The organism is Aminobacter aganoensis (genome assembly GCF_014206975.1).
Classification (GTDB): Bacteria; Pseudomonadota; Alphaproteobacteria; order Rhizobiales; family Rhizobiaceae; genus Aminobacter; species Aminobacter aganoensis.
In genome coordinates, this window is sequence record NZ_JACHOU010000002.1 from 561,009 (window position 1) to 584,153 (window position 23,145).

Consider the following 23,145-nt stretch of genomic DNA (forward strand, 5'->3'; position numbering starts at 1 on the left):
CTGCCGCGCCAGCGCCTCAACGTGGCTTGAACGGCGAGATCGGCTCCATCAACTGGGCCTCGGGCATCGTTTCGACTTCGAGGCCGTGCTGGCTGGCATAGCTGCGCAGAGCCTCGGTCGCCGCAGGTTCGGACACCTCGACATCGATCATCGACCGCGAGCGCGACGTCACCGAGATGCCGGGCAGGCTGTCGATCTCGCTTGCCACTTGGGCTGCGTCCTTCGCAGCCTTGCCAATGATCAGAACCAGCTTTTCCACGCGCGAGCACTCCAGCGTCACGATCGGCCTCGGATCGTCGCCCGAGGATATAGGGCGCCGCTTCGCAAGCGCAACCGGGCGGGCAGCCGTCAGATGATCATGCCGCCGCCCTCGCGGACTGCGCCAAACCCATGCTTGCGAAGGCTGGCGAACGCCAGTTGCCTCATGGCCTGGTGGCGAGCCCTGTTGCCCGGCATCGCAAGGATGGCGGGGTTGGCCGACAACATCCGCGCAATCGCACCCGTCATTGCCGGACATGCCATCGACGTACCGCTCATCGGCGCATATCGGTCGCCCGGCACGGTGGAAACCACGCCTGCCCCCGGCCCGATCAGGTCTATCCTCGTCGGCGCATGCCCCTCGTTGGAAAAGCTGGCGAAGAAATCGTCGCGATCGGGGTCTCCGCGGTCGCTCGACAACGTCCAGCGGTCATATGCATTGGCGGGCATGCCGGGCTCCCAGCCAAGCGCCGAAACGGCAATGGCATCCCGGTGCCGTGCCGGAAACGCCACGAAGCGCCGGAAGTCGTTGCCGGCCGCGGCAACGACGAGGACGCCCTGCTCTGCCGCATTCTCGATTGCCAGCGACAGCACGCGATCGTCCTGGCTCGGATTGGCGTCCCGCTCGAACTTCAGGCTGAGGTTGATGACATGGCATCCGTCCGCAACGGCCTGCTCGATCGCCCGGTGGATCTCGAAATTCCTGGCGATACCTGTGTCCGGGTCATCGAACACCCGGTAGCTGCGAATGCGCGCGCCCGGCGCAACACCGCCGTACCCGTTCGCGCCATTGCCGGCGATGATGCCTGCGACATGCGTGCCGTGGCCGATCGACGAATCTTCGTCGCCATCCACGTTGGGCAGGTCCACATGTCGATCGACACCGCTGTCCACGACCCCGACCACCACGCCTTTGCCGCTGCCTGCAGGTCCGGGCGGAAGAAAATGCCGGAGGCTGTCGGCTGCGCTCGTCAGATCGATTGGATCCAGCACGATGACGCTGCCCGACGGCAGGTCCGCCTTTCGCCGAAAATGTCCCCAATGTCCGGCAAAGCCAGGCTCGACGGCAAGCATCGCGTCCATCACCGCCGGTGCCCTCAGGCCGAATCTCACGATGCCGGCGCTGTCCGAAACGGCCGTCAGCTGCTGGCCGCCGTTCTTCAGCCCCAATGTCGCAACCGCATTGCTGACGGGATTGCCGTTACCGGCCGACTGGAGAGCGATGCTGAAGAACTCGGCCCCGGACGGACCGAGGCTTCCGGTCAGGCGAAGACGACCGACACGAACATCCGCCACGGCCATCGTGTAGTTCACCACGGGATGGAAGGTTCCACCCACGGCGGCCGGCGCCGGTCCCACGATCGATGTCCTGACCAGCGTGACGCCGCTTTGCGGAACGACTTCCAGAACCTCCAAGCCACGTGTCGTCAGCTCATCGGCCACGGGCATGGGCCTGACGGTTACCGGCAGTGCGAAACCTATGCCTCCGGCCGGAGCCGCCAGAAAATCCAGTTCCGTATCAATGGCCACCACCTTCTCCAGCGCGACCACCACATCCTCGCCGCTGGAGCGCTGATCGGGAATAAAGACGTACTCTTCCATTTGCTCCCCCATTTGGCGCGATCTGATTGAGCGCAGCGGCCAGAATACTCTTATTGATTGTATTTCTCAATTTACACATCTCTAGCTTGTAGGCCTGGATACGAGGCATGGCGTCCCTCGCCACTCCGCATCAGGCTAACGATTGCGATGACGGCCAAGCCGCCCTACATCAGGTTCAAACCTCTCCGGGATCCCTGCCATGAACCTCGTCAGCCAGTTCGACATCACCGAAGACCGCGTGCGCAAGCTCGTCGCCGATACGATCGAGGGCGCCGACGATGGCGAGCTGTTCCTCGAATACCGCGAGGGCGAGGCGCTGATGTTCGACAATGGCCGGCTGAAGACGGCCAGCTTCAACACCGACCAGGGTTTTGGCCTGCGCGCGGTCGCCGGCGAGGCCACCGGCTATGCCCATTCCAGCGAGCTGTCCGAAGCGGCCCTGCTGCGTGCCTCCGACGCCGTCTCCGCGGTCAAGGGCGGCTATTCCGGCACGCTCGCCGCCGCCCCTGCACGCACCAACCGCCATCTCTACGGCGAGGAAAACCCGATCTCCTCCCCCTCGTTCGAGGCCAAGGCCAAGCTCTTGCAGGAAATTGACGCCTGGCTGCGCGACAAGGATCCGCGCGTCCGCCAGGTCACGGCGTCGCTTGCCTCGTCGTGGCAGCATGTCGAGATCCTGCGCGGCGACGGCCAGGTGGTACGTGATATCCGTCCGCTGGTGCGCATGAACGTTGCCGTGGTCGTCGGCGACGGCGACCGCCAGGAAAGCGGTTCTTATGGTGCTGGCGGACGCAAGAGCTTCGATGAATTCCTGACCGAGGACAGCTGGCAGACCGCCGCCTCGGAAGCCCTGCGCCAGGCGCTGGTCAATCTCGAGGCGATCCCCGCCCCTGCCGGCACCTTCGACGTCGTGCTGTCGTCCGGCTGGCCCGGCGTCATGCTGCACGAGGCCGTCGGCCACGGTCTCGAAGGCGACTTCAACCGCAAGAAGACCTCGGCCTTCGCCGGCCTGATGGGCCAGCAGGTCGCTGCCAAGGGCGTGACCGTCGTCGACGACGGTACCATCGCTGAGCGCCGCGGCTCGATCACCGTCGACGACGAGGGCACGCCGAGCGGCCGCAACGTGCTGATCGAGGACGGCAAGCTGGTCGGCTACATGCAGGACCGCCAGAACGCCCGCCTGATGGGCATGAAGGCGACCGGCAACGGCCGCCGCGAATCCTACGCGCACCAGCCGATGCCGCGCATGACCAACACTTACATGACCTCGGGCGACATGACCCCGGAAGAGATCATCGCCTCGGTCAAGAACGGCATCTACGCCGTCTCCTTCGGCGGCGGCCAGGTCGACATCACCTCGGGCAAGTTCGTGTTCGGCTGCACCGAGGCCTACATGATCGAGGACGGCAAGGTGACCCAGCCGATCAAGGGCGCGATGCTGATCGGCAACGGCCCGGACGCGATGCACCGCGTCACCATGGTCGGCAACGACATGAAGCTCGACACCGGCATCGGCATGTGCGGCAAGGCCGGACAGGGCGTGCCGGTCGGCGTCGGCCAGCCGCATCTCAGGATGAACCAGATGACGGTCGGCGGCACGCGCGTCTAGTCAGGCACCTTGCCAGGCTAAACGAGTATTCAATGATTGAATGATAGCAACGGCGGCATCACAGCCGCCGGAGCTTGCCGAATGCTTGACAGCTTGCCGATCGAATTCTGGTATGCTGTCGTTGCTGTTAGCACGGCGATGTTGGTTCACCGGGCATATCGCCGGCGCAAGACCAATACCTCGCTGGCAGCGCTTCCCGAAGCCTTTCGGCGCGGCGCCACCATGCTCGCAGGATCGCCGCAGGCAGCAGACGCAGCAGCACGCGCGGACTTCCTCATCCCCTGGGCGATCCAGCAGGTGCGTGGCAATGACGAGCCGGTCGATCCGACTGCCCTGACGAGCCGGGAACTGCGCCTGGCGGAACTGGTTCATGCAGCGCTCGTTCTGGACGAACCGGCCTTCAAGGCGGCTTGCGGCCAGGTGTCGGCAATCGAAAGCAAGATCCTCGAATCGGTGCGCGGAATGGCGGCCCAGGAGCCACGCGTGACGCTGGAGCAATTCAAGGGCGACAGGCTGCAGGAAAGAGTTCGAAAGGCGCTGGCGCCGCGGCCGCCCTTGCCCACGGCATCGGCGGCGGCGGAACGCGGCGAGGCCCCTCCCCGCCGTTTCAAGCAGGTGTCGGAATTGCTGGACTGGCTGCCGGACAACAGCGCCCCCGATCTCTGGCATCTGCTGGTTGCCAACCTGAACTACGACTACGAAGACACGCTCAAGGTCGTGCATTGGATCGTCAGCCAGCCCGACTGCGATCGGGCGACGGCGGCGCTGGCCCTCTTCCTGATCAATGCCGATGCCTATATCGGTTACGAGACCCTCGAAGCCTGCGACGGCTGGGATCGCCACTACTGGTCGATAGCACGGACGATCTGCGAACGATCGGAAGCAGGCCTCTATCCCCGGTCGCGCTTCAACCTGACCTGTGTGAACGTCGACAACGACCAGACCGGCACGTTGGACATGTTGCTGCGCTGCGCGAGAGATCTGGTCGAGCGCGGCAAGAGGGTGCCATGGCCGATGCCGGTCAGGCTCCTGTCGCAACCGTTCGAAGGGCGCGATGCCATGTCGGCGACCTATCTGGTCAACGACGACACGCTTTACCACCGCGCCTAGGCGTTCGCATCGAGCGGGCTCAGCGCCGCTTCTTCGGCTTCTCCAGCAGCGCCACCGCCTCGACGTGGTGCGACCAGAGGAACTGGTCGATCGGCGTCACGCTCTTCAATGCGTAACCGCCGTCGATGAGGATGCGGAGATCCCGCGCCAGCGTCGCCGGGTTGCACGACACCGCAGCCACATAAGGCACGTCGGAGCGGGCGATCTGCTTGCACTGGTCCTCGGCGCCGGCGCGCGGCGGGTCGAAGGCGACGCCGTCGAAGGCGTTGAGTTCCTTGAAGGTCAGCGGCCGGCGATCGAGGTCGCGGCGCTCGACGGTCACGCGCTTCAGGCCCGACGCGAAGCGGAAACCACGATCCAGAGCCGCCAATGCCGGCGCGTCGCCCTCGACGGCATGAACCTCCGAATTTGCCGCCAGCCGCAGCGAAAAGGTGCCGCTGCCGGAGTACAGGTCGGCGACCTTCTTGGCCTTGCGCAGATGGCCGGTGACGAGCGAGGCCATCGCCTGCTCGGCTTCGCCGACAGCCTGGACGAAACCGCCGGTCGGCGGCGTCACCGTGGCTGTGCCGAAGGTCAGCATCGGCTTGACCGGCTCGACGATGATCTCGCCGTCGATCGAAAGCCTGGCGATCTTCGACTTGATGACAAAATCGGTGGCGGCGCGGCGGATCGCCTCGGTCGGCTTGCCGCAATCGCTGGCGGCCACGTCGAAGCCGGATTCGGTCGCGGTGACCAGGAACCTGAAGGGTTTCGACGTGTTGGAGATGATGCCGGCGAGGTGGCGCAGGGTGCCCGCCGCCTCGACGATGGCCGGCAGCAGCACCGGGCACTCCTCGATATCGACGAGGGTGTGGGAAAACGCCTTGTTGTAGCCGAGATGCATCCCGGTCTCGGTGTTGCGGGCGGTAAAGGCGGCGCGCCTGCGGCTGTGCGGCGGACAGGCGACGAGCTCGCCGACCGCAGTTTCGATGCCCCTCGCCTTCAGCGCATGCGCCACCAGCCCGCGCTTCCAGTCGCGATAGGCCCGGTCCTCGAGATGCTGGATGGCGCAGCCGCCGCATTCGGTGAAATGGCGGCAGGCGGGCTCGATCCGCTGTGGCGAGGCCTCGATCACGGCGAGCAATTGCGCGCGATCCTTTTCACGCGCAGCGGTCACCGTCTCGCCAGGCAGCGCAAAGGGAATGAAGATGTGGCCGCCATTGGCATCGACAACGCCGTCGCCATGCGCGCCCAGCCGCGCAATCTCGAACCGTGCAGTCATCGATCTTTCACTCCAGCGAGCAGGTATTCACGATTGCCGTCGGCGCCTTCGAGCGGCGACGGGCAGATGCCGAGCGCCCGCCAGCCCGGAATGGCGTCGAGCCAGATGCGCAATTCGTCGGCAATGCGCGGGCCGTCGTCGGCATTCCTCAGCAGGCCGCCCTTGCCGATCGCATCGCGCCCGGCCTCGAACTGCGGCTTGACCAGAAAAACACCCCTTGCGCCCGGCGCTGCCAGGTCGAGCGCGTTGGGCAGCGCCAGACGCAGCGAAATGAAGCTCACGTCAGAGACGAGAAAGTCCGGCTGCCTTCCGCCGAGGTCGTCAGCGGCCAGGTGACGCGCATTGAGGCCTTCGAGGCAGGTGACGCGCGGGTCCCACCTCAGCTTCTCGTCCATCTGGCCGTATCCGACGTCGATTGCCACGACATGGGCCGCACCGCGCTCCAGCAGCACCTGCGTGAAGCCACCCGTCGAGGCGCCGATGTCCAGTGCCGTGCTGGCAGCCGGATCGAAGCCGAAATGATCGAGCCCGGCGATCAGCTTCAGCGCGGCGCGGGAAACATAGGCCTGCGCCGGATCGTCGACCTCGATGGCAACACCGACCGCAACCGTTTGTCCGGGCTTCTTCGCCGGCTGGCCGTCGACCGTCACGGCGCCGCGCCCCACCGCGTCGCGGGCGCGCGAGCGGCTGGCAAAAAAACCGCGGCTGACGAGCAATTCGTCGAGCCGCAGGCTGGCTCCGGAGCGCTGCGCGTCCGATTGGACGCGCACTGGTGCTCCAACTTCCTGAACCTGCGTATCGTGCTTTCCGGAAATCGATTCCGATTTCCGGGCCGATGCGCGGCCTTGCCTCGAGGTTTCCATGGCTTTCAATGGCGAATGCGCGCCCCGAAGGCAAGCGCCCCGATCAGGCGCGCGCCGCTTGGGCCGACTTGCCGAGTGCGGCAAAGACCGCACGCACGATGCCGGCCGAATCGAGGCCCGCATCGACATACATCTTGTCGGGATTGGCATGGTCGACGAAGCTGTCGGGCAGCGTCAGCGGACGCACCTTGAGGCCGTTGTCCAGCAGGCCGTTGCGGGCGAGGAAATCGAGCACCTGGCTGGAGAAACCGCCAACCGACCCCTCCTCGACCATGACCAGCACCTCGTGCGAGCGCGCCAGGCGGCGGATCAGGTCCTCGTCGAGCGGCTTGGCGAAGCGCGCATCGGCCACCGTCGTCGACAGGCCGGCAGCGCCCAGCTCTTCGGCCGCGAGCAGGCAATCCTTGAGGCGCGTGCCGAAGGACAGCAGCGCCACCTTGGTGCCTTCCCTGACGATCCGGCCCTTGCCGATCTCCAGGACTTGCCCGCGCTCGGGCATGTCGACGCCGACGCCATTGCCCCGGGGGTAGCGGAACGAGATCGGACCTTCGTCGAACTCGGCCGCGGTGCGCACCATGTGGCGCAGCTCGGCCTCGTCGGCGGCCGCCATGACGACGAAATCGGGCAGCGACGCGAGATAGGCGGTGTCGAAGGCGCCGCAATGGGTCGGGCCGTCGGCACCGACGAAGCCGGCGCGGTCGATGGGGAAACGAACCGGCAGTTTCTGGATGGCGACGTCGTGGACGACCTGGTCGTAGGCGCGCTGCAGGAATGTCGAATAAATAGCCACGAACGGCCGCATGCCTTCGGTGGCGAGACCTGCGGCGAAGGTCACCGCATGCTGCTCGGCGATGCCGACGTCGAAGGTGCGCGAGGGAAACGCCTCGCCGAACAGGTCGAGGCCGGTGCCCGACGGCATGGCGGCGGTGACGGCGACGATCCTGTCGTCCTCGCGGGCCTCCTGGACCAGGCTCTCGGCAAACACCTTGGTGTAGCTCGGGGCATTCGCCGGCGCCTTGGCCTGGGCGCCGGTGATGACGTCGAACTTGTTGACGCCGTGATACTTGTCGGCGGCTGCTTCCGCCGGGGCGTAGCCCTTGCCCTTCTGGGTCACGACATGGATCAGCACGGGGCCGGTTCCGTTGTCGCGGACATTCTTCAGCACCGGGATCAGGTGCTCGAGATTGTGTCCGTCGATCGGGCCGATGTGGAAGAAGCCCATCTCCTCGAACAGCGTTCCGCCGGTGACGAAGCCGCGAGCATGCTCGACGGCGCGGGTGATGGCGCGGTCGACGCGGCGGCCGAGATAGGAGGTCAGCTTCTTGCCGAGCTCGCGCACGCCGGCATAGGTGCGGCCCGAGGCGAGGCGCGCCAGATAGGCGCTCATCGCGCCTGCAGGCGGGGCGATCGACATGTCGTTGTCATTGAGGATGACGATCAGCCGGGCGTCGAGCGCACCGGCATTGTTCATCGCCTCATAGGCCATGCCCGCCGACATCGCTCCGTCGCCGATGACGGCGATGACGTTGTTCCTGCCGCCGTTGAGATCGCGCGCCACGGCCATGCCGAGGCCGGCCGAGATCGAGGTCGAGGAGTGCGCGGCGCCGAAAGGATCGTATTCGCTCTCGGCACGCTTCGTGAAGCCGGAAAGCCCGTTCTCCTGCCGCAACGTGCGGATGCGGTCGCGGCGGCCGGTCAGGATCTTGTGCGGGTAGGCCTGGTGGCCGACGTCCCAGATGATGCGGTCGTCGGGCGTGTCGAAGACGTAGTGCAGCGCGACCGTGAGCTCGACCACGCCGAGGCCGGCGCCGAGATGCCCGCCCGTCTGGGACACGGCGTCGACCAGCTCGGCCCGGAGTTCGCTGGCCAGCTGCGGCAGCTGGGCCTCGTCGAGCGCGCGCAGTTCGGCCGGTAGCCGGACCTTGTCGAGAAGGGGAGTTTCAGGTTTTGCGTTCATCAAACAGCACTAACATCCATTAACCCACGGCAGATACGACCGCCGACCCGGAAAGTAAATGCGCGGCGGTGACGCGGCCGGGCCAGGATCGTGCTTCCAAGGCGATCCTACCCCTCGGGCAGCGGGATGAATTCTTCTTCATCACCGGGAACGATATCGAAGCGGCCGGTCTTCCATTCGTTCTTGGCCTGCTCGATGCGCTCCTTCGACGACGAAACGAAGTTCCACCAGATGTAGCGCTTGGAACCGAGCGACGCGCCGCCGAAGAGCATGAAATGTGCGCCGGTCTCGGACGAAATGACGATCTCGTCGCCCGACTTGAACACCAGCAGGCGCTCGATCGGGAAGCGGTCGCCCAGGATGTCGATCTCGCCGCCCAGCGTGTAGATGGCGCGTTCCTCGGCATCGGCCGGAATCTTGATCCTGGCCCCCGGCGCAAGCGAGATGTCGGCGTAAAGCGTATCGGAGGCGGCCCGGACCGGCGAGCGCAGGCCCTTGAAATCGCCGATGATGAGCCGTCCGCTGACACCGTCGGCGGCAAATTCCGGCAGGTCGGCGCTGACGGTGTTCTCGAACAGCGGCGCCACCTCCTCCTTGCCGTCGGGCAGCGCCAGCCATGTCTGCAGGCCCGACACCGACATCGGCGCGCCGCGCAGCTCCTCGGGCGTACGCTCGGAGTGGACGATGCCGCGGCCGGCGGTCATCAGGTTCACGTCACCCGGCGCGATCACCATTTCGGTGCCGAGCGAATCCCGGTGCCTGATCTTGCCGTCGAACAGGTAGGTCACGGTCGCAAGCCCGATATGCGGATGCGGCCGCACGTCCAGGGCATGGCCGGCGCGCAGGATCGCGGGGCCCATGCGGTCGAAGAAGATGAACGGCCCGACCAGCCGGCGCTTGGCCGTCGGCAGCGCGCGACGGACCTCGAAGCCGTCGATGTCCTTTGCATTGGGCACGACCATCAGTTCGATCTGGTCGCAGGAAAAGGCGTCACCCGGGGTCGGATCGGCGGCTGGGAAGAAGCTCATGACGGTATCCTAGAGTTACGGGAGCGCTGCTGTCACCACTGGTGTCAGGCAAATCTCAGCGCCGAACGTGCCTTTGCCTTGGCGGCCTCTTCCTCGCGGTTGCGCGGATGCTGGTGGGTTTCCATCTCATGCAGCATGTCGTGCGCAGCTTCCGCGATCCTGTCGACCGCCCGCGTGAAAGCCTCCTCGTTCTTCTTCGACGGCTTGGTCGAACCGCTCAGCTTGCGGACAAACTGCAGGGCGGCGTCGCGGATCTCGTCATGCGTCGCCGGCGGCTCGAAATTGAACAATGTCTTGATGTTGCGGCACATCGCCTGCTCCCGGGTTCTATCAACCGTGTGGGTTCCCCATAACTGGGCGCAACGTGCCGCAAGGTCAAGCCATTCGGCCGCCGATCACTCCGCGTCGAGCGGCTCGGTGCCGACCGGCTTGCCGTCGCGCGACAGGCGGATCTTCTCGACCTTGTCCTCGGCCGCCTTGAGCAGACGGTCGCAATGCGCCTTCAGCGCCTCGCCGCGTTCGTAGATCTTGATCGACTGGTCGAGCGGCACATCGCCACGCTCGAGGTCATCGACGATCTTCTCCAGGGCGGCCAGCGCCTGCTCGAAGCTCATCGCCTTGATTTCGTCATTGGGCTCAGCGGCCATGGTTCATCCTTTCATGAGGCGGGTCACGTGGGCGGCGACCGAGAAGGCCAGCCCTTGAAGGTCATAGCCGCCCTCGAGCAGGCTGACGAGGCGGTTCGACGAATGCCGCGCGGCACGGTCCATCAGTTGGCCCGTCGCCCAGTCGAAATCGGCTTCGGTAAGGTTGATCTCGGCCAGCGGGTCGCGATGATGCGCGTCGAACCCGGCCGAGATGATGATCAGGTCCGGCGCGAAATTGTCGAGCGCCGGCAGCACGCGCGAGCGGATGGCGTCGCGGAAATGGTCGCTGCCGGTGTCGGGCGACAGCGGCGCGTTGACGATGTTGCCGACGCCGGTCTCGCCCTTGGCGCCGGTGCCCGGAAACAGCGGCATCTGGTGGGTCGAGCAGTAGAGAACGCTCGGGTCGTCCCAGAAGATGTCCTGGGTGCCGTTGCCGTGGTGCACGTCCCAGTCGACGATGGCGACACGCTCGGCGCCATGCTTCTTCTGGGCGTAGCGCGCGGCAATGGCCGCGTTGTTGAACAGGCAGAAGCCCATCGCCGTGGTCTTCTCGGCATGGTGCCCAGGCGGGCGCGAAGCGACGAAGACGTTGTCGGCCTTCTTGGAGAAGACGTCGTCGACCGCCGCGTTGGCGGCACCGATCGCCGTCAGCGCCGCCTGCCAGCTCTTGGGGCTCAGCACGGTGTCGCCATCGATCCGTTCCATCCCCTCTTCCGGCACCTGCCGGCGGATGCCCTCGACGAAAGGCTCGGGATGGACGTAGAGAATCGTCTGCTCGTCGCCTTCGGGCGCCTCGACGCGGTCGAGCCTTTCGAACGGTTCGTCGTCGAGCACGCGCTGGATGGCGCGCAGCCTGTCGGGCCGCTCGGGGTGGCCGGCGGGCGTCAGGTGTTCGAGATAGATCGGATGGGTGTAGAGCCGCGTGGTCATCGCCCCACCTTATCAGCTATGGCCGGCCAGACCACGTGATTGCCGACGAAGCCTGGGGAAAAATAGGCGGGCTTCAACGCACCCTGACACCGCGACGCAATCCCGGTGCCGACGCAGGGGCGCACGTGGACCGGGATGCAGGCATCAGCCGGGGCACTTGTTGTCCACCAGCAGTCCCTCCATCAGCGCGCGAAACGCCTTCACCGCCTTTTTCGACGTCGCGCCAGGGTCATCGGAGTTGGCGATCCACTGCGCCGCATAAAGCGAAGCGCCACTGATCAGCCGCGCCATGGCCTCCGGGTCGATATCGCGGATGACCCCCTCTTCCTTCAGCGCGGCGAGGTTGGTGGTTATCGACATGATACAGGCGTTGGCGTTGGGCCATTGCGCCGGATCGCCGAGGACTCCGGGACCGTCGCGCAGCATGATGCGCTGGATTTCCGGCTCCAGCGCCATTTCGACGTAAGCGATGTTTTCGTCGACGAAACCCTGCCAGCGCGTCGTGGCCTTGGCCGAGATGACGTTGAGACGCACCGACATCTCCCGGTCGATCTGGGCCACGACGGCCTCGAACAGACCCTTCTTGTCGCCGAAGTGGTGATAGAGCGCGCCGCGGGTGAGCCCGGCATCGGCGGTGAAATCATCCATCGATGCGTTGGCGTAGCCCACCGTGGCAAAGGCCCGGCGTGCGGCCGCCGTCAGCTTGGCACGCGTTTCGGCAACCATCTCGCTTCGCGGCTTGTGCGCAGTCTTCATCGCCACTTCCTTGCCGGCCTCTCACATACGTTGCGTATATTTATTCGCATACGCGACGTATATTAATTGACATACGCGGCGTATGCAATTATTTCGTTCACATACGCCGCGTATGTAAGTGGCGCATCCTCGCATTTCCAGGAGTGCTCCAATGCACAATCCGTATGGTGAAATCTTCAGTGTCCCGGGGGCCAAGGGCTTCGCGGCGGCTGCCTTCTTCGCCCGCCTGCCGATCGCCATGGCGCCCATCGGCATCGTCGCGATGCTGTCGCAGACGCACGGCGAGTATTGGCTGGCAGGCGCGGTCTCCGCCACCTTCGCCTTGGCCAATGCCTTTGCCGCCCCCCAGATCTCGCGCCTGATCGACCGGCGCGGCCAGACTGCCGTGGCCGTGCCCGCCACGGTCATCTCGGTCCTCGCCTTCGCCACCTTGCTCCTTGCGACGCGCCATGACTGGCCAAGCTGGACGCTGTTCGTCTCGGCCTTCCTCGCCGCGGCCATGCCAAGCGTGCCGGCCATGGTGCGGGCCCGTTGGACCGAGATCTTCCGCGACCGACCCGAGCTCAACACCGCCTTCGCCTTTGAATCGGTCGCCGACGAAATGGTCTATATCGCCGGCGCTTCGATTTCCGTCGGCCTGAGCGTCGCCCTGTTCCCGGAAGCCGGCATGGTGGTCAGCACGCTGCTGCTGGCCTTCGGCATGGCAGCCTTCATCCTGCAACGCTCCAGCGAACCCAGGGTCAGGGCGCCCGAACTTGCGAGCGGCGGCTCGGCGATCATGCTGCGCCCTGTCCAGATCATCACGCTGGCGCTCATCTTCGTCGGTTCGATCTTCGCCACCGCCGAGATCAGCGCCGTGGCGATCACCAAGGAACTCGGCCAACCCACCGCCGCCAGCCTCGTCATCGGCGTCTACGCTGCCGGTTCCCTCGTCGTCGGACTTATCGTCGGCGCCCTGAACCTCAAGGCACCGAAGCAACGCCTGCTCGCCATGGCGATCGCCGTCGTCGCGCTGACGACGCTGCCCTTGCTGGTCGCCGACACGGTTCCCCTGCTCGCGCTCGCCATCTTCGCCAGCGGCATTGCGATCTCGCCCACCTTCATCATGGCCTTCGGCCTGATCGAACGGCGGGTGCCCGAGGCCATGCTGACCGAAGGCATCACCTGGGTGATGACGGGCATTGGCATCGGCATGGCTCTGGGCGCCTTCGTGGCCGGCTGGGTCGTCGACAATTTCGGCGCGCAGAACGGCTTCTGGGTTTCCGTGGCCGCCGGCACGATCTCGTTCGCAGTCGTCCTGCTGGGTCAGAAAGCACTCGCGGACGAGCACGAAGTAGAGTTGCCGCGTGCTGCTCCACAAGCAGCGGAATGAGCCAACATTTTCTCAGGCATGCCCTTCCGGCTGCACCAACGAGTCGCCATATCAGGCGGCTCGACTGGCTTTGAAATCTCAGTTATCTCCGCCCCGGTGACATCAATGCGCAATCCATACTCTGAAATCTTCAAGGCACCGGGGGCCAAGGCGTTCTCCGCCGCCGGCTTCGTCGCGCGCCTGCCCATGTCCATGGTCACGCTCGGCATCGTGACCATGCTGTCGGAAACCCACGGCGAATACTGGCTGGCCGGCGCCGTGGCCGCCGCCTTCGCCCTGTCGAGCGCGGTCATTGCGCCGCAGGTCGCCAGGCTGATCGATCGCTACGGCCAGGTCCGCATCCTGCTGCCGAGTGCTGCCCTGGCTGTGGCAGCACTGTCGGGACTGATGCTCGCGACGCGCTACGGCGCGCCCAACTGGGTGCTCTTTGCCTTCGCCATTGCCGCAGGCGTCACGCCGATCATGGGCGCGATGGTGCGCGCGCGCTGGACCGAGATCTACCGTGACACACCCCAGTTGCACACCGCCTTCGCCTTCGAATCGATCGTGGACGAGGTGATCTTCATGGCCGGCCCGATCGTCGCCATCGGCCTCAGCGTCGGCTTCTTCCCGGAGGCAGGCCCTCTCGTTGCGACCGTTTTGCTGGCCCTGGGCAGCCTGCTGTTTGCCGCGCAGCGCTCGACCGAGCCGCCCGTGCATGCGCAGGACCGCAGCGACGGCAAATCCGTGATCTGGCTCGGCCCGGTCCAGATCCTGGTGCTGACCCTGATCGCCATCGGCGCCATCTTCGGCACCGCCGAAGTCACAGCCGTGGCCTTCGCCGAGGCCCAGGGCAACAAGGCGTCCGCAGGCTTTGCGCTGTCCGCCTATGCCGCCGGCTCGCTCATCTCCGGCCTCGTCTTCGGCGCCATGAAGCTCAAGATGCCGCTCGCCCGGCAGCTCCTGATCGCGATCGCGCTTGCCGCCCTGACGACGCTGCCGCTGATGGCCGTCGACAACGTCACGATGCTTTCCGTCGTCCTGTTCCTCGCTGGCGTTGCAGTGTCGCCGACCATTATCCTGACGATGGCGCTGGTCGAGAAGATCGTGCCGTCGACGAAGCTCACCGAGGGAATGACCTGGGCCGTTACCGGCATCAGCATCGGCATGGCCGCGGGCTCGTCGGCGTCGGGCTGGATGATCGACAATCTCGGGCCCAACAGCGGCTTCATGGTGTCGCTGGTGGCGGGCTTCATCGCGCTGGTGATCACCTTCCTCGGACAGCGTCCGCTGCGGCAATCGGTGCGCATGGCACCGGCAATCACCCAGCCGGCGGAATAGAAGCGGCGCGGTCCGCGCGCCTTGGCGCGCGGACCGGTCTCTATCAGGTGCTCTTCGGCGTGCCGTCCCAGCGCGACGCCTCGCCCGAACCGAAGGCCTTTTCCTTCAGCTCCCGGAACTTCGAAGACGTCTCCTCCAGCTTGCGATCCCATTCCGGGTTGGGCACCTGGCCCTCGATGACCCTGAAATAGACCTGCATCAGCGAGGCCACGGCGAAAGGCTCGATCAGCGCCGACTTGAACGCCCAGGCAAAGACGATCGCCAGCACGAAGGCCCAGCCGCCAAGCTGCCCCGGCATGAAGTAGAGGATGGCACCTGCCGGCGCGAGCATGAACAGGAAGATCAGCAGCGACACGACCCAGACGACCAGCGACAGCCAGACGGCGTTCTTGACCATGGTCTTGCCGTTCTGCGCGTAGAGCACCACGCCCTGGCGCGCGCTCTGCCATGGCGAGGTGCTGCCGATGCGGATGTTGTAGCCGAGGATGATCTCGTCGACATAGGTCAGCGACATGCGGATTACGGTGTTGATGAACCTGACCACCCCGTCGAGACCCGGGATCGGCAGGAAGGCGGCGATGCCGCCGATCAGGCCGGTGATGGTGCGGATCACGCCCTTCACCAACTGGTCGAGCACGAACAGGATGCTTGCCTCGCTGAAGCGCTCGTTGACGACTTCGCGGGCGTAGGCGATCTGGTTCCGGCCGCCGGGGATGTCGCGCCCGTCGATGAGATGGACCATCACGGCGATGTGCCCGGCCTTGACGATGTAGAGGATGTATTCGCGGATCCAGTAGACCGCGACCGACACCACGCCGAAGCCGGCGATGCCGCCCCACAGGGCGAACGAGACCGGGCCTTCGGGGTCGGTCGCGATGTGGCCGACGCCGTAGCCGACGCCGGCGCCCGCCCCCATCGCCACGATGTAGGCGAGCGTGATGCCGAAATAGACGACCATGCGCAGCACGATGAACGGCCAGGTGCGCGCCATGATGGCCAGGCTTTGGCCTATGCTGAAATCCCACATACCCGACTCTCCCCCAAGAGAGGTCAAAAGAATGCGCCGCGGCGAGCGGAAGTCAATCACCTCCGGAAGGGGTGAAAATCAGCGGATTTCGGTCTTGGCGATACGGATGCCGAAGCCTTCGAGACCGACATAATGGCGCTCGCGCGAGGCCACCAGGTTGATCGACGAGATGCCGAGATCCTTGAGGATCTGGGCACCGAGGCCGATCTGGCGCCATTCGTCTTCACGATGGCGGGCTTCTTCATGATCCTCGCGCTCGGCCGAAGGCCGGTTGCGGCCGAGGTTGGAAACGCCGACCGATCCTTCGCGCAGGTAGACGATGACGCCGCGCTTGCATTCGCCGAAGGTCTTCATGATGTCGCCAAGGCGGTTGCTGGTGCCGAACACGTCGGTCACCACGTCCTCGGTGTGCAGGCGCACCGGCACTTCCTCGCCGTCGCGGATGTCGCCGAAGACGATGGCGAGATGGTGCATGACGTCCCACGGCAGCGTGTAGGTGATGGCCTTCGCGGTGCCGGCGGGGGTCTCGATGTCGAAGGTGTCGACGCGCTCGATCAGCGTCTCCTGGCGCTGGCGATAGGCGATCAGGTCGGCGACGGAAACCTGCTTCAGCGCGTTCTTCTCGGCGAAGGCCTGGACCTGCGGACCGCGCATGACGGTACCGTCATCGTTCATCAGTTCGGAAATCACGCCGACCGGCGGCAGGCCGGCAAGCTTGCACAGGTCGACCGCCGCCTCGGTATGGCCCGAGCGCATCAGCACCCCGCCCTCGCGCGCGATCAGCGGGAAGATGTGGCCCGGCCGGACGAAGTCGGCGCCGCCGACATTGCCGTTGGCGAGGTTGCGCACGGTCAGAGTGCGGTCCTCGGCCGAGATGCCGGTCGAGGTGCCGTGCTTGAAATCGACGCTGACGGTGAAGGCCGTCGTGTGGGCGGAATCGTTGTCGGCGACCATCGGTGCGAGGTTGAGCCGGCGGGCGTCTTCCTTGAGCATCGGCGCACAGACGATGCCGGAGGTGTGGCGCACGATGAAGGCCATCTTCTCGGCCGTGCAATGGACGGCGGCGACGATCAGGTCGCCCTCGTTCTCGCGCCCGTCGTCGTCCATGACGACCACGATCTCACCGCGCTCGAAGGCTCTCAGCGCTTCGACAATCTTCTTCTGGTCGTATGGCATGGTTGCTCGCTTCGCTCGTTCCGGCGAATGGGGAATGGTGAGTAGCGAATAGAGGCAAACGGCACCATTCGCTACTCACTATTCGCTATTCGCTCATCTTCCCGTCTGTCCTCGATGGCGCAGATAGTGGTCGGCAATGGCGCAGGCGACCATCGCCTCGCCGATGGGCACGGCACGGATGCCGACGCAGGGGTCGTGCCTGCCCTTGGTCATCACGTCGACCTCCTTGCCATCCTTGTCGATCGACTTGCGCGGCGTCAGGATCGACGAGGTCGGCTTGACCGCGAAGCGCGCGATCACCGCCTGCCCCGTCGAGATGCCGCCCAGTATACCGCCGGCGTGGTTGGACAGGAATATGGGCTGGCCGTCATTGCCCATGCGCATCTCGTCGGCATTCTCCTCGCCGGTGATGCGCGCGGCTTCGAAGCCGTTGCCGATCTCGACGCCCTTGACGGCGTTGATCGACATCAGGTTCGAGGCGATGTCCTGGTCGAGCTTGCCGTAGATCGGCGCACCGAGCCCCGCAGGCACGCCCTCGGCGACGACCTCGATCACCGCGCCGACCGACGAGCCCGACTTGCGGATGCCGTCGAGATAGTCGGCGAAAGGCTGGACCGAAGAGGCATCGGGCGTGAAGAACGGGTTCTCGGCGCTGCCGATGAAATCCCAGTCCCAGTTGGCCCGGTCGATCGACCTGGTGCCCATCGACACCAGCGCGCCGCGCACCACGAGACCCGGCACGATCTTGCGGGCGATGGCACCGGCAGCGACGCGGGCGGCCGTTTCGCGCGCCGAAGAGCGTCCGCCGCCGCGATGGTCGCGCAGGCCGTATTTGACGTCGTAGGTGTAATCGGCATGGCCCGGGCGATATTGCCGGGCAATATCGCCATAATCCTTGGAACGCTGGTCGACATTCTCGATCATCATCGAGATCGGCGTGCCGGTGGAAATCAGCGTCTCGCCATCGTCGTCCAGGATCACGCCCGACAGCACCTTGACCTCGTCGGGCTCGCGGCGCTGGGTAACGAAACGCGACTGGCCCGGCTTGCGCTTGTCGAGCTCGTCCTGGATGTCCTTCAGCGTGAAACGAATGCCGGGCGGGCAGCCGTCGACGACGCAGCCAAGTGCGGGCCCATGGCTCTCGCCCCAGGTGGTGACGCGGAACAGATGGCCAAAGGTATTGTGCGACATGGACAGGCCCTTTCCGGCGGCTTGCCGGGGTATGGGGCCTTCTAGCGCATGGCCCCGAAAAGTAAAATTCCTTTTCGGAAAGGACCGTGCGCCAACCCGCGGGGATGGCGCGTCCTTGCGCCTCCGCAACGACGTGCGGGGTGCGATCGTCTTTTTAGTGGTGGTCAAACCGTGATCGTGGGCGATTTAGTTTTGACACATTCGGTTGGTTTCTGCTTCCCTCCGACCGCCCGTAAATCGTCGCCTTTCGGGGGAGAGGCGTGAATGAACGTGAAAGAAAGAGGACGATAATGCGTACCCTTATTGGCGCAGTTACCGCCGTTCTGATGATCTCCGGCGCCGCGCTGGCCGCAGAGGCCGAAGGTCAGGTCAAGTCGGTCGACAAGGACAAGTCGGTCATCACGCTCGACAACGGCAAGTCATACAAGCTTCCGGGCGAATTCGACGTCGACAACATCAAGCCCGGCATGGAAATCCTTCTGGCCTACGATGTGGTCGAGGGCGAGAACCTGATCACCGACATGGAACTGCCGCAGTAGGCACCGAAATCGCGGCTGCTAGATCCAATCCAGCCGGCCGCCTTCGAGTTTCAGCACGCGGTCCTGGGGAACCTCCAGGGCCGCGGCTCTGTTTTTGGGCAGATCTTCGACAAGGCGGAAGATGGCGCGGATGACGCCGCCATGGGTGACGCACACGGTCGGCTGCACGACCTCCTCCAGCCACGGACGGATACGGGCCGTCAACATCTCATAGCTCTCAGCATCCTTGCCGGGCGGCACGAAGTCCCACTTGTCGTGCAGGCGCGCTGTGCTGGCGCCGGGCTGGCGGATTTCGAGCTCGGGAAAGGTAAAGCCCTGCCAGTCGCCGAAGTTCACTTCGACCAGGCGGCTGTCGGTGCGATAGGCCGAGGGATCGAGCCCCATTGCCTTGCGCACGCGCTCCATCGTCTCGCGGGTTCGCCGCATCGGGCTCGCCACGAAATCGAAAGCCTCGGGATCGCCGACGAACTCGGCCAGGCGACGGCCGTTGCCGTCGGCCTGTTCGCGGCCGATCGCATTGATGTCGGTGTCCGCCTGCCCCTGCAGGCGCTGCTCGGCATTCCAGGGCGTCTGGCCGTGGCGCACGAAATAGGTGAGCGGGGTCATGTCAGGCTGGTACTGTATGTCAGTCCTTGACGGTCGCGATGTCGGGCGCATCGACCGCCTTCATGCCGACGACATGATAGCCGGAATCGACGTGATGCACCTCGCCGGTGACACCGCGCGACAGGTCCGACAGGAAGTACAGCCCGGAATCGCCGACTTCCTCGATGGAGACCGTACGGCGCAGCGGTGCATTGTACTCGTTCCACTTCAGGATGTAGCGGAAGTCGTCGATGCCGGAAGCGGCAAGCGTCTTGATCGGGCCGGCGGAGATCGCGTTGACGCGGATCTTCTTCGGGCCGAGGTCGACGGCGAGATACTTCACGCTCGCCTCGAGCGCTGCCTTGGCGACGCCCATGACGTTGTAGTTCGGCATCACCTTCTCGGCGCCGTAATAGGTCATGGTCAACAGCGAGCCGCCATCGGTCATCAGCTTCTCGGCGCGCTGGGCGACAGCCGTGAAGGAGTAGACCGAGATGTCCATGGTGCGCAGGAAGTTGGCGTGGCTGGTGTCGACGTAGCGGCCGGTCAGTTCATCCTTGTCGGAGAAGCCGATGGCGTGGACGACGAAGTCGAGCTTGCCCCACTTCTTCTCCAACGTCTCGAAGCAGGCGTCGATGGTCGCCATGTCGGTGACATCGCAATGGCCGCAGACGAAGGCGCCGATTTCGGCGGCCAGCGGCTCGACACGCTTCTTCAGGGCATCGCCCTGATAGGTGAAGGCCAGCTCGGCGCCCTGGTCGGCGCACGCCTTGGCAATGCCCCAGGCGATCGATCTGTTGTTGGCGACGCCGAGAATAAGGCCGCGCTTGCCGGCCATCAGGCCCTGTCCACCCGCCATATGAGCGCTCTCCGATGCAAGAATTGTTTCGCAGAGCCTATCGCATAGGCAACTCATGCCTTCAAGCTTTGATACGCCGATGGCCGGCGACGTCGCGCCGGCCGGCTGTCAGCCGTTGGACTTGCGCATCAGCTCTTCGAGCGCAGCATCGCCAGCCTCGGGCAGCATGACGCGGACATGGACATAGAGATCGGCCTTGCCGCCGGTCTTCTCGGGCAAGCCACGCCCCTTGATGCGCAGGACCTTGTCCGAGCTCGACCAGGCCGGAACGTTGACGGCAAGGCGCCCGGTCGGGGTTTCCACGGCAAGCTTGGCGCCGAGCACGGCATCGCGCAACGGGACCGGCAGGTCGGCGTGAAGATCCCTGCCCTCGACGCGATAGCGCGGATGGCGGCGGAACCTGATCTTGACGAGCGCGTCACCCGCGCCGCCCAGACCCTGCTCGCCCTGGCCCTTGAGCCTGATGGTCTGGCCGTCCTCGACATATTCCGGCAGCTTGACCGCCATCTTGCGTCCGTCGGGAAACATCGCCGTGACCTTTGGCGCGGTCGCGGCTTCCTCGATCGTCACGTCGAGCGTGACGTTGACGTCGCCGCCCGGCTGGGCGCGCTGGCCACCGCCCATGCCGGCGCCCGCACCCGCTCCCGAGCCACGCTGGCTGAAGGAATCACCGAAGATCTGGCTGAATATGTCGCCGGCATCGAAGGACGCGCCGCCGGGGCCACCGGAACGGAACTCGAAGCGCGAGCCGCCAGGCCCGGCCTGCTGGCGGCGAAAGCCGCCGAACGGATCGCCGCCCGCGGCACCTTCGAAGCCATGGAAGCGCTGCTTGCCCTCGGCATCGATCTCGCCGCGGTCGAACGCGGCCTTCTTCTTCTCGTCGCCGAGAATCTCGTAGGCCTGGTTGGCGGCGGCAAAACGTTCCTTCGCCTTCGGATCATCCGGATTCTGGTCCGGATGATGCTTCTTGGCGAGCTTGCGAAAGGCCGCTTTGATGTCCTTGGCCGAGGCGTTCTTGGCAACGCCCAGCACCTCATAGGGGTCGCGCATGCGCAATTCCACAACAGAGAAGAGGGTTGGTTTCCTCCTATATGCGCTCGGCTAGGAAGAAATTCCAGAGGCAGGCTTGCCGCAAAGCGTCAGGCCGGCTCGAAAGCCACCATTTGCCAGGCGCCGGCACCGGCGGCACACACCTCGCCCTTGTACAGGCCGACGCCATCGAAGCTTTCGCGCGAGGCGGCGAATTGCCGGCACAAGACGCCACGTCCGGTGCTTTCCACCAGCGCGCTGATCGCACCGCGCGATCCGGTCTCGGCATTGGCCCAGGGAATTGCCTGTCCCTGCAGGCCTTCGACGTCGGCGGAAGAGACCGCGTTGCGGATCGTCGCCTCGTCGGACAGGCGATTCGCATCGTTGCTGCGGCTGGCATCGTCCGGCACCTTGCTGGTCAGAAGCGTGCGGTCGACCTCGGCCTTCTCCAGGCTGAAGCCGCCAACGCCACAGGCGCTGATCGTCGTCAGGCTCAGCAGCAGCAGCACCTTGAAGGATCGGAACCCGAATTGTGGGAGGCAATGGCCCTCAAAGGCTTGCGCGAAGCGCGACAATAGGCATTCTCCCGGTCGTAAATGGCAGGTCGAGTAAGAGCTATGACGGACACAGAGTTAAAAAGCGGTGACTTCACCGAGAGCGCGGAGCCTTATCGGCTGTTTGCAGCGTGGCTGAAGGACGCTACCACCAGCGAACCGAACGATCCCAACGCGGTGGCGCTGGCAACCGTCGACACCGACGGACTGCCCGACGTTCGCATGGTGCTGCTCAAGGGCTTCGATGAACAGGGCTTCGTCTTCTACACCAATTTCGAGAGCGCCAAGGGCCGCGAGATCCTGGCGACGATGAAGGCCGCCATGTGCTTCCACTGGAAATCGCTGCGCCGCCAGGTGCGGGTGCGCGGCCCCGTGGAGATCGTCACCGACGCCGAGGCAGACGCCTATTTCGCCTCGCGCCCGCGCGGCAGCCGCATCGGCGCCTGGGCCTCGAAGCAGTCGCGCCCGCTCGAAAGCCGTTTCGCACTGGAGAAGGCGGTCGCCGAGTACACCGCGCGCCACGCCATCGGCGAGATTCCGCGGCCCGCCCACTGGTCCGGCTTCCGCATCCGGCCGAGCCAGATCGAGTTCTGGCACGACCGTCCGTTCCGGCTGCACGACCGCATCGTGTTCACCGCCAACGCCAAGGGCGAGTGGGACAAGGACCGGCTCTATCCCTGAGTTTCTGCTCTCCCCCGTCCGGGCGGGACAAACTCACTTCTTGCGCGTCATGAAGGCGACGAGTGCGGCGCGTGCCTCGTCCGACTTGAGCCGGGCGCGGAAGTGCTCGCCTTCCACCTTGATGCGGGCAAAAAGCTCCGAGCGGTCGCCGCGCATCAGGTCGCGGGCGATCTTCAGCGCTTCCGGCGGCTTGGCGGCGATGTCGCGGGCCGCCGCCAGCGTTGCCGCCTCCAACTCGTCTTCCGCCACGACCTTGTAGATCAGCCCGGCAGCGAGCGCCCGTTCTGCCGCGAACCCCTCGCCCAGGCCGAGCAGCGCAAAAGCGCCCTGGCGCCCAAGCACCTGCGGCGCGAGCAGGCTCGACCCCGCCTCCGGCACCAGGCCGAGATCGACGAAGGGCGTGCGAAACACCGTGCGCGGCGTGGCGAAGGTCAGGTCGCAATGCAGGTTGATGGTCGTGCCGATGCCGACGGCGATGCCGTCGACGCCCGAAACCACCGGCTTTTCGGTCCTGGCCAGGGCGAGCAGGAAATCCCACACCTCGCCGCCGCCTTCGCCACCGGTGGCGATCGTCATGAAGTCGGCCAGGTCGTTGCCGGCCGAGAACGCGCCGGGCACGCCGAGAAAGACGTGGACGCGCACGGCCTTGTCGGCATCGCCGGCGGCAAGTGCCGACGCCATCTCGGCATACATGGCGCGGGTGATCGCGTTCTTCTTGTCCGGGCGGTTCATCCGGATGATCTGCACGGCATCCTGCCGTTCGATGACTATATGGTCGCTCACGTCAGACT

Annotated in this window: 24 protein-coding genes; 6 read left to right on the plus strand and 18 right to left on the minus strand. The window is 65.4% G+C overall.

Translation table 11 applies throughout. The features are described 5' to 3' along the window. Positions 1-16: 16 nt before the first annotated feature. Positions 17-259 (minus strand): hypothetical protein, encoded by a 243-nt coding sequence (locus GGR00_RS06800; RefSeq protein ID WP_156381306.1) that lies wholly within the window; start codon positions 257-259, stop codon positions 17-19. 89 nt (positions 260-348) lie between these two features. After that, on the minus strand, positions 349-1,860 hold the full coding sequence (locus GGR00_RS06805; protein WP_055978302.1) for a S8 family peptidase: 1,512 nt from the start codon (positions 1,858-1,860) through the stop codon (positions 349-351). Between the two features lie 199 nt (positions 1,861-2,059). Here GGR00_RS06805 and tldD point away from each other — a divergent pair, with 199 nt between their 5' ends. Together tldD and GGR00_RS06815 are read left to right on the plus strand one after the other, a co-directional pair. Beyond that, complete coding sequence (tldD, locus tag GGR00_RS06810; RefSeq protein WP_184698732.1) at positions 2,060-3,469, plus strand: metalloprotease TldD; 1,410 nt, start codon at positions 2,060-2,062, stop codon at positions 3,467-3,469. Between the two features lie 81 nt (positions 3,470-3,550). Further along, positions 3,551-4,579 (plus strand): DUF4274 domain-containing protein, encoded by a 1,029-nt coding sequence (locus GGR00_RS06815; protein WP_184698734.1) that lies wholly within the window; start codon positions 3,551-3,553, stop codon positions 4,577-4,579. A 19-nt stretch (positions 4,580-4,598) separates the two neighbouring features. Here GGR00_RS06815 and GGR00_RS06820 read toward each other — a convergent pair whose 3' ends face one another. From GGR00_RS06820 to GGR00_RS06855, 8 genes are all read right to left on the minus strand, one after another. Continuing rightward, positions 4,599-5,840, minus strand: a complete 1,242-nt coding sequence (locus tag GGR00_RS06820) for a class I SAM-dependent RNA methyltransferase (RefSeq protein WP_184698736.1) — start codon at positions 5,838-5,840, stop codon at positions 4,599-4,601. Next, positions 5,837-6,610, minus strand: a complete 774-nt coding sequence (locus tag GGR00_RS06825; RefSeq protein WP_377863266.1) for a TlyA family RNA methyltransferase — start codon at positions 6,608-6,610, stop codon at positions 5,837-5,839. Before GGR00_RS06825 ends, GGR00_RS06820 begins: the two co-directional genes overlap by 4 nt. 136 nt (positions 6,611-6,746) lie before the next feature. Continuing rightward, positions 6,747-8,660 carry a 1-deoxy-D-xylulose-5-phosphate synthase gene (dxs, locus tag GGR00_RS06830; protein WP_184698740.1) on the minus strand — a complete coding sequence of 638 codons (1,914 nt, stop codon included), beginning with the start codon at positions 8,658-8,660 and terminating at the stop codon, positions 6,747-6,749. A gap of 107 nt (positions 8,661-8,767) precedes the next feature. Further along, the gene (locus tag GGR00_RS06835) at positions 8,768-9,688 is read right to left on the minus strand and encodes a pirin family protein (protein WP_184698742.1); all 921 of its coding nucleotides are present in this window, start codon (positions 9,686-9,688) and stop codon (positions 8,768-8,770) included. Between the two features lie 44 nt (positions 9,689-9,732). Further along, positions 9,733-9,999 (minus strand): DUF2277 domain-containing protein, encoded by a 267-nt coding sequence (locus GGR00_RS06840; protein WP_055978296.1) that lies wholly within the window; start codon positions 9,997-9,999, stop codon positions 9,733-9,735. 84 nt (positions 10,000-10,083) lie between these two features. After that, entirely contained in the window at positions 10,084-10,335 is a 252-nt protein-coding gene (locus tag GGR00_RS06845) for an exodeoxyribonuclease VII small subunit (RefSeq protein WP_055978295.1), read from the minus strand. A 3-nt stretch (positions 10,336-10,338) separates the two neighbouring features. Further along, positions 10,339-11,265: a histone deacetylase family protein gene (locus GGR00_RS06850; RefSeq protein WP_184698744.1), complete on the minus strand. Its 927-nt coding sequence runs from the start codon at positions 11,263-11,265 to the stop codon at positions 10,339-10,341. A gap of 144 nt (positions 11,266-11,409) precedes the next feature. After that, entirely contained in the window at positions 11,410-12,021 is a 612-nt protein-coding gene (locus GGR00_RS06855; RefSeq protein WP_246441291.1) for a TetR/AcrR family transcriptional regulator, read from the minus strand. A gap of 151 nt (positions 12,022-12,172) precedes the next feature. On the opposite strand from GGR00_RS06855, the gene GGR00_RS06860 reads away from it, so the two are divergent. Further along, positions 12,173-13,393, plus strand: a complete 1,221-nt coding sequence (locus GGR00_RS06860) for an MFS transporter (RefSeq protein WP_184698746.1) — start codon at positions 12,173-12,175, stop codon at positions 13,391-13,393. Positions 13,394-13,498: 105 nt separating this feature from the next. Beyond that, on the plus strand, positions 13,499-14,713 hold the full coding sequence (locus GGR00_RS06865) for an MFS transporter (RefSeq protein WP_055978292.1): 1,215 nt from the start codon (positions 13,499-13,501) through the stop codon (positions 14,711-14,713). 43 nt (positions 14,714-14,756) lie between these two features. Here the strand turns inward: GGR00_RS06865 and GGR00_RS06870 are convergent, their stop codons facing one another. The 3 genes from GGR00_RS06870 to aroC all read right to left on the minus strand — a co-directional run bounded on the left by GGR00_RS06870 (position 14,757) and on the right by aroC (position 18,107). After that, positions 14,757-15,740, minus strand: coding sequence for a hypothetical protein (locus GGR00_RS06870; RefSeq protein ID WP_184698748.1), 984 nt, complete (start codon positions 15,738-15,740; stop codon positions 14,757-14,759). Positions 15,741-15,818: 78 nt separating this feature from the next. After that, positions 15,819-16,916, minus strand: coding sequence for a 3,4-dihydroxy-2-butanone-4-phosphate synthase (ribB, locus tag GGR00_RS06875; RefSeq protein ID WP_055978290.1), 1,098 nt, complete (start codon positions 16,914-16,916; stop codon positions 15,819-15,821). Between the two features lie 93 nt (positions 16,917-17,009). Continuing rightward, positions 17,010-18,107 (minus strand): chorismate synthase, encoded by a 1,098-nt coding sequence (aroC, locus tag GGR00_RS06880; RefSeq protein ID WP_184698750.1) that lies wholly within the window; start codon positions 18,105-18,107, stop codon positions 17,010-17,012. Between the two features lie 290 nt (positions 18,108-18,397). On the opposite strand from aroC, the gene GGR00_RS06885 reads away from it, so the two are divergent. Continuing rightward, entirely contained in the window at positions 18,398-18,646 is a 249-nt protein-coding gene (locus GGR00_RS06885) for a DUF1344 domain-containing protein (RefSeq protein WP_055978286.1), read from the plus strand. Between the two features lie 18 nt (positions 18,647-18,664). Here the strand turns inward: GGR00_RS06885 and GGR00_RS06890 are convergent, their stop codons facing one another. From GGR00_RS06890 to GGR00_RS06905, 4 genes are all read right to left on the minus strand, one after another. After that, positions 18,665-19,252, minus strand: a complete 588-nt coding sequence (locus GGR00_RS06890; RefSeq protein ID WP_055978284.1) for a histidine phosphatase family protein — start codon at positions 19,250-19,252, stop codon at positions 18,665-18,667. A gap of 19 nt (positions 19,253-19,271) precedes the next feature. Beyond that, complete coding sequence (fabI, locus tag GGR00_RS06895) at positions 19,272-20,090, minus strand: enoyl-ACP reductase FabI (protein ID WP_184698752.1); 819 nt, start codon at positions 20,088-20,090, stop codon at positions 19,272-19,274. Positions 20,091-20,198: 108 nt separating this feature from the next. After that, positions 20,199-21,140, minus strand: coding sequence for a DnaJ C-terminal domain-containing protein (locus GGR00_RS06900; protein WP_184698754.1), 942 nt, complete (start codon positions 21,138-21,140; stop codon positions 20,199-20,201). A gap of 89 nt (positions 21,141-21,229) precedes the next feature. Next, on the minus strand, positions 21,230-21,628 hold the full coding sequence (locus tag GGR00_RS06905; RefSeq protein WP_343065525.1) for an RT0821/Lpp0805 family surface protein: 399 nt from the start codon (positions 21,626-21,628) through the stop codon (positions 21,230-21,232). Between the two features lie 108 nt (positions 21,629-21,736). Here GGR00_RS06905 and pdxH point away from each other — a divergent pair, with 108 nt between their 5' ends. After that, positions 21,737-22,354 (plus strand): pyridoxamine 5'-phosphate oxidase, encoded by a 618-nt coding sequence (gene pdxH, locus GGR00_RS06910; RefSeq protein ID WP_184698756.1) that lies wholly within the window; start codon positions 21,737-21,739, stop codon positions 22,352-22,354. Positions 22,355-22,387: 33 nt separating this feature from the next. On the opposite strand, the gene GGR00_RS06915 is transcribed toward pdxH, so the two are convergent. Beyond that, a complete protein-coding gene (locus GGR00_RS06915; RefSeq protein ID WP_184698758.1) occupies positions 22,388-23,137 on the minus strand; it encodes a crotonase/enoyl-CoA hydratase family protein in 750 nt (249 codons plus the stop codon). Positions 23,138-23,145 lie beyond the last annotated feature (8 nt).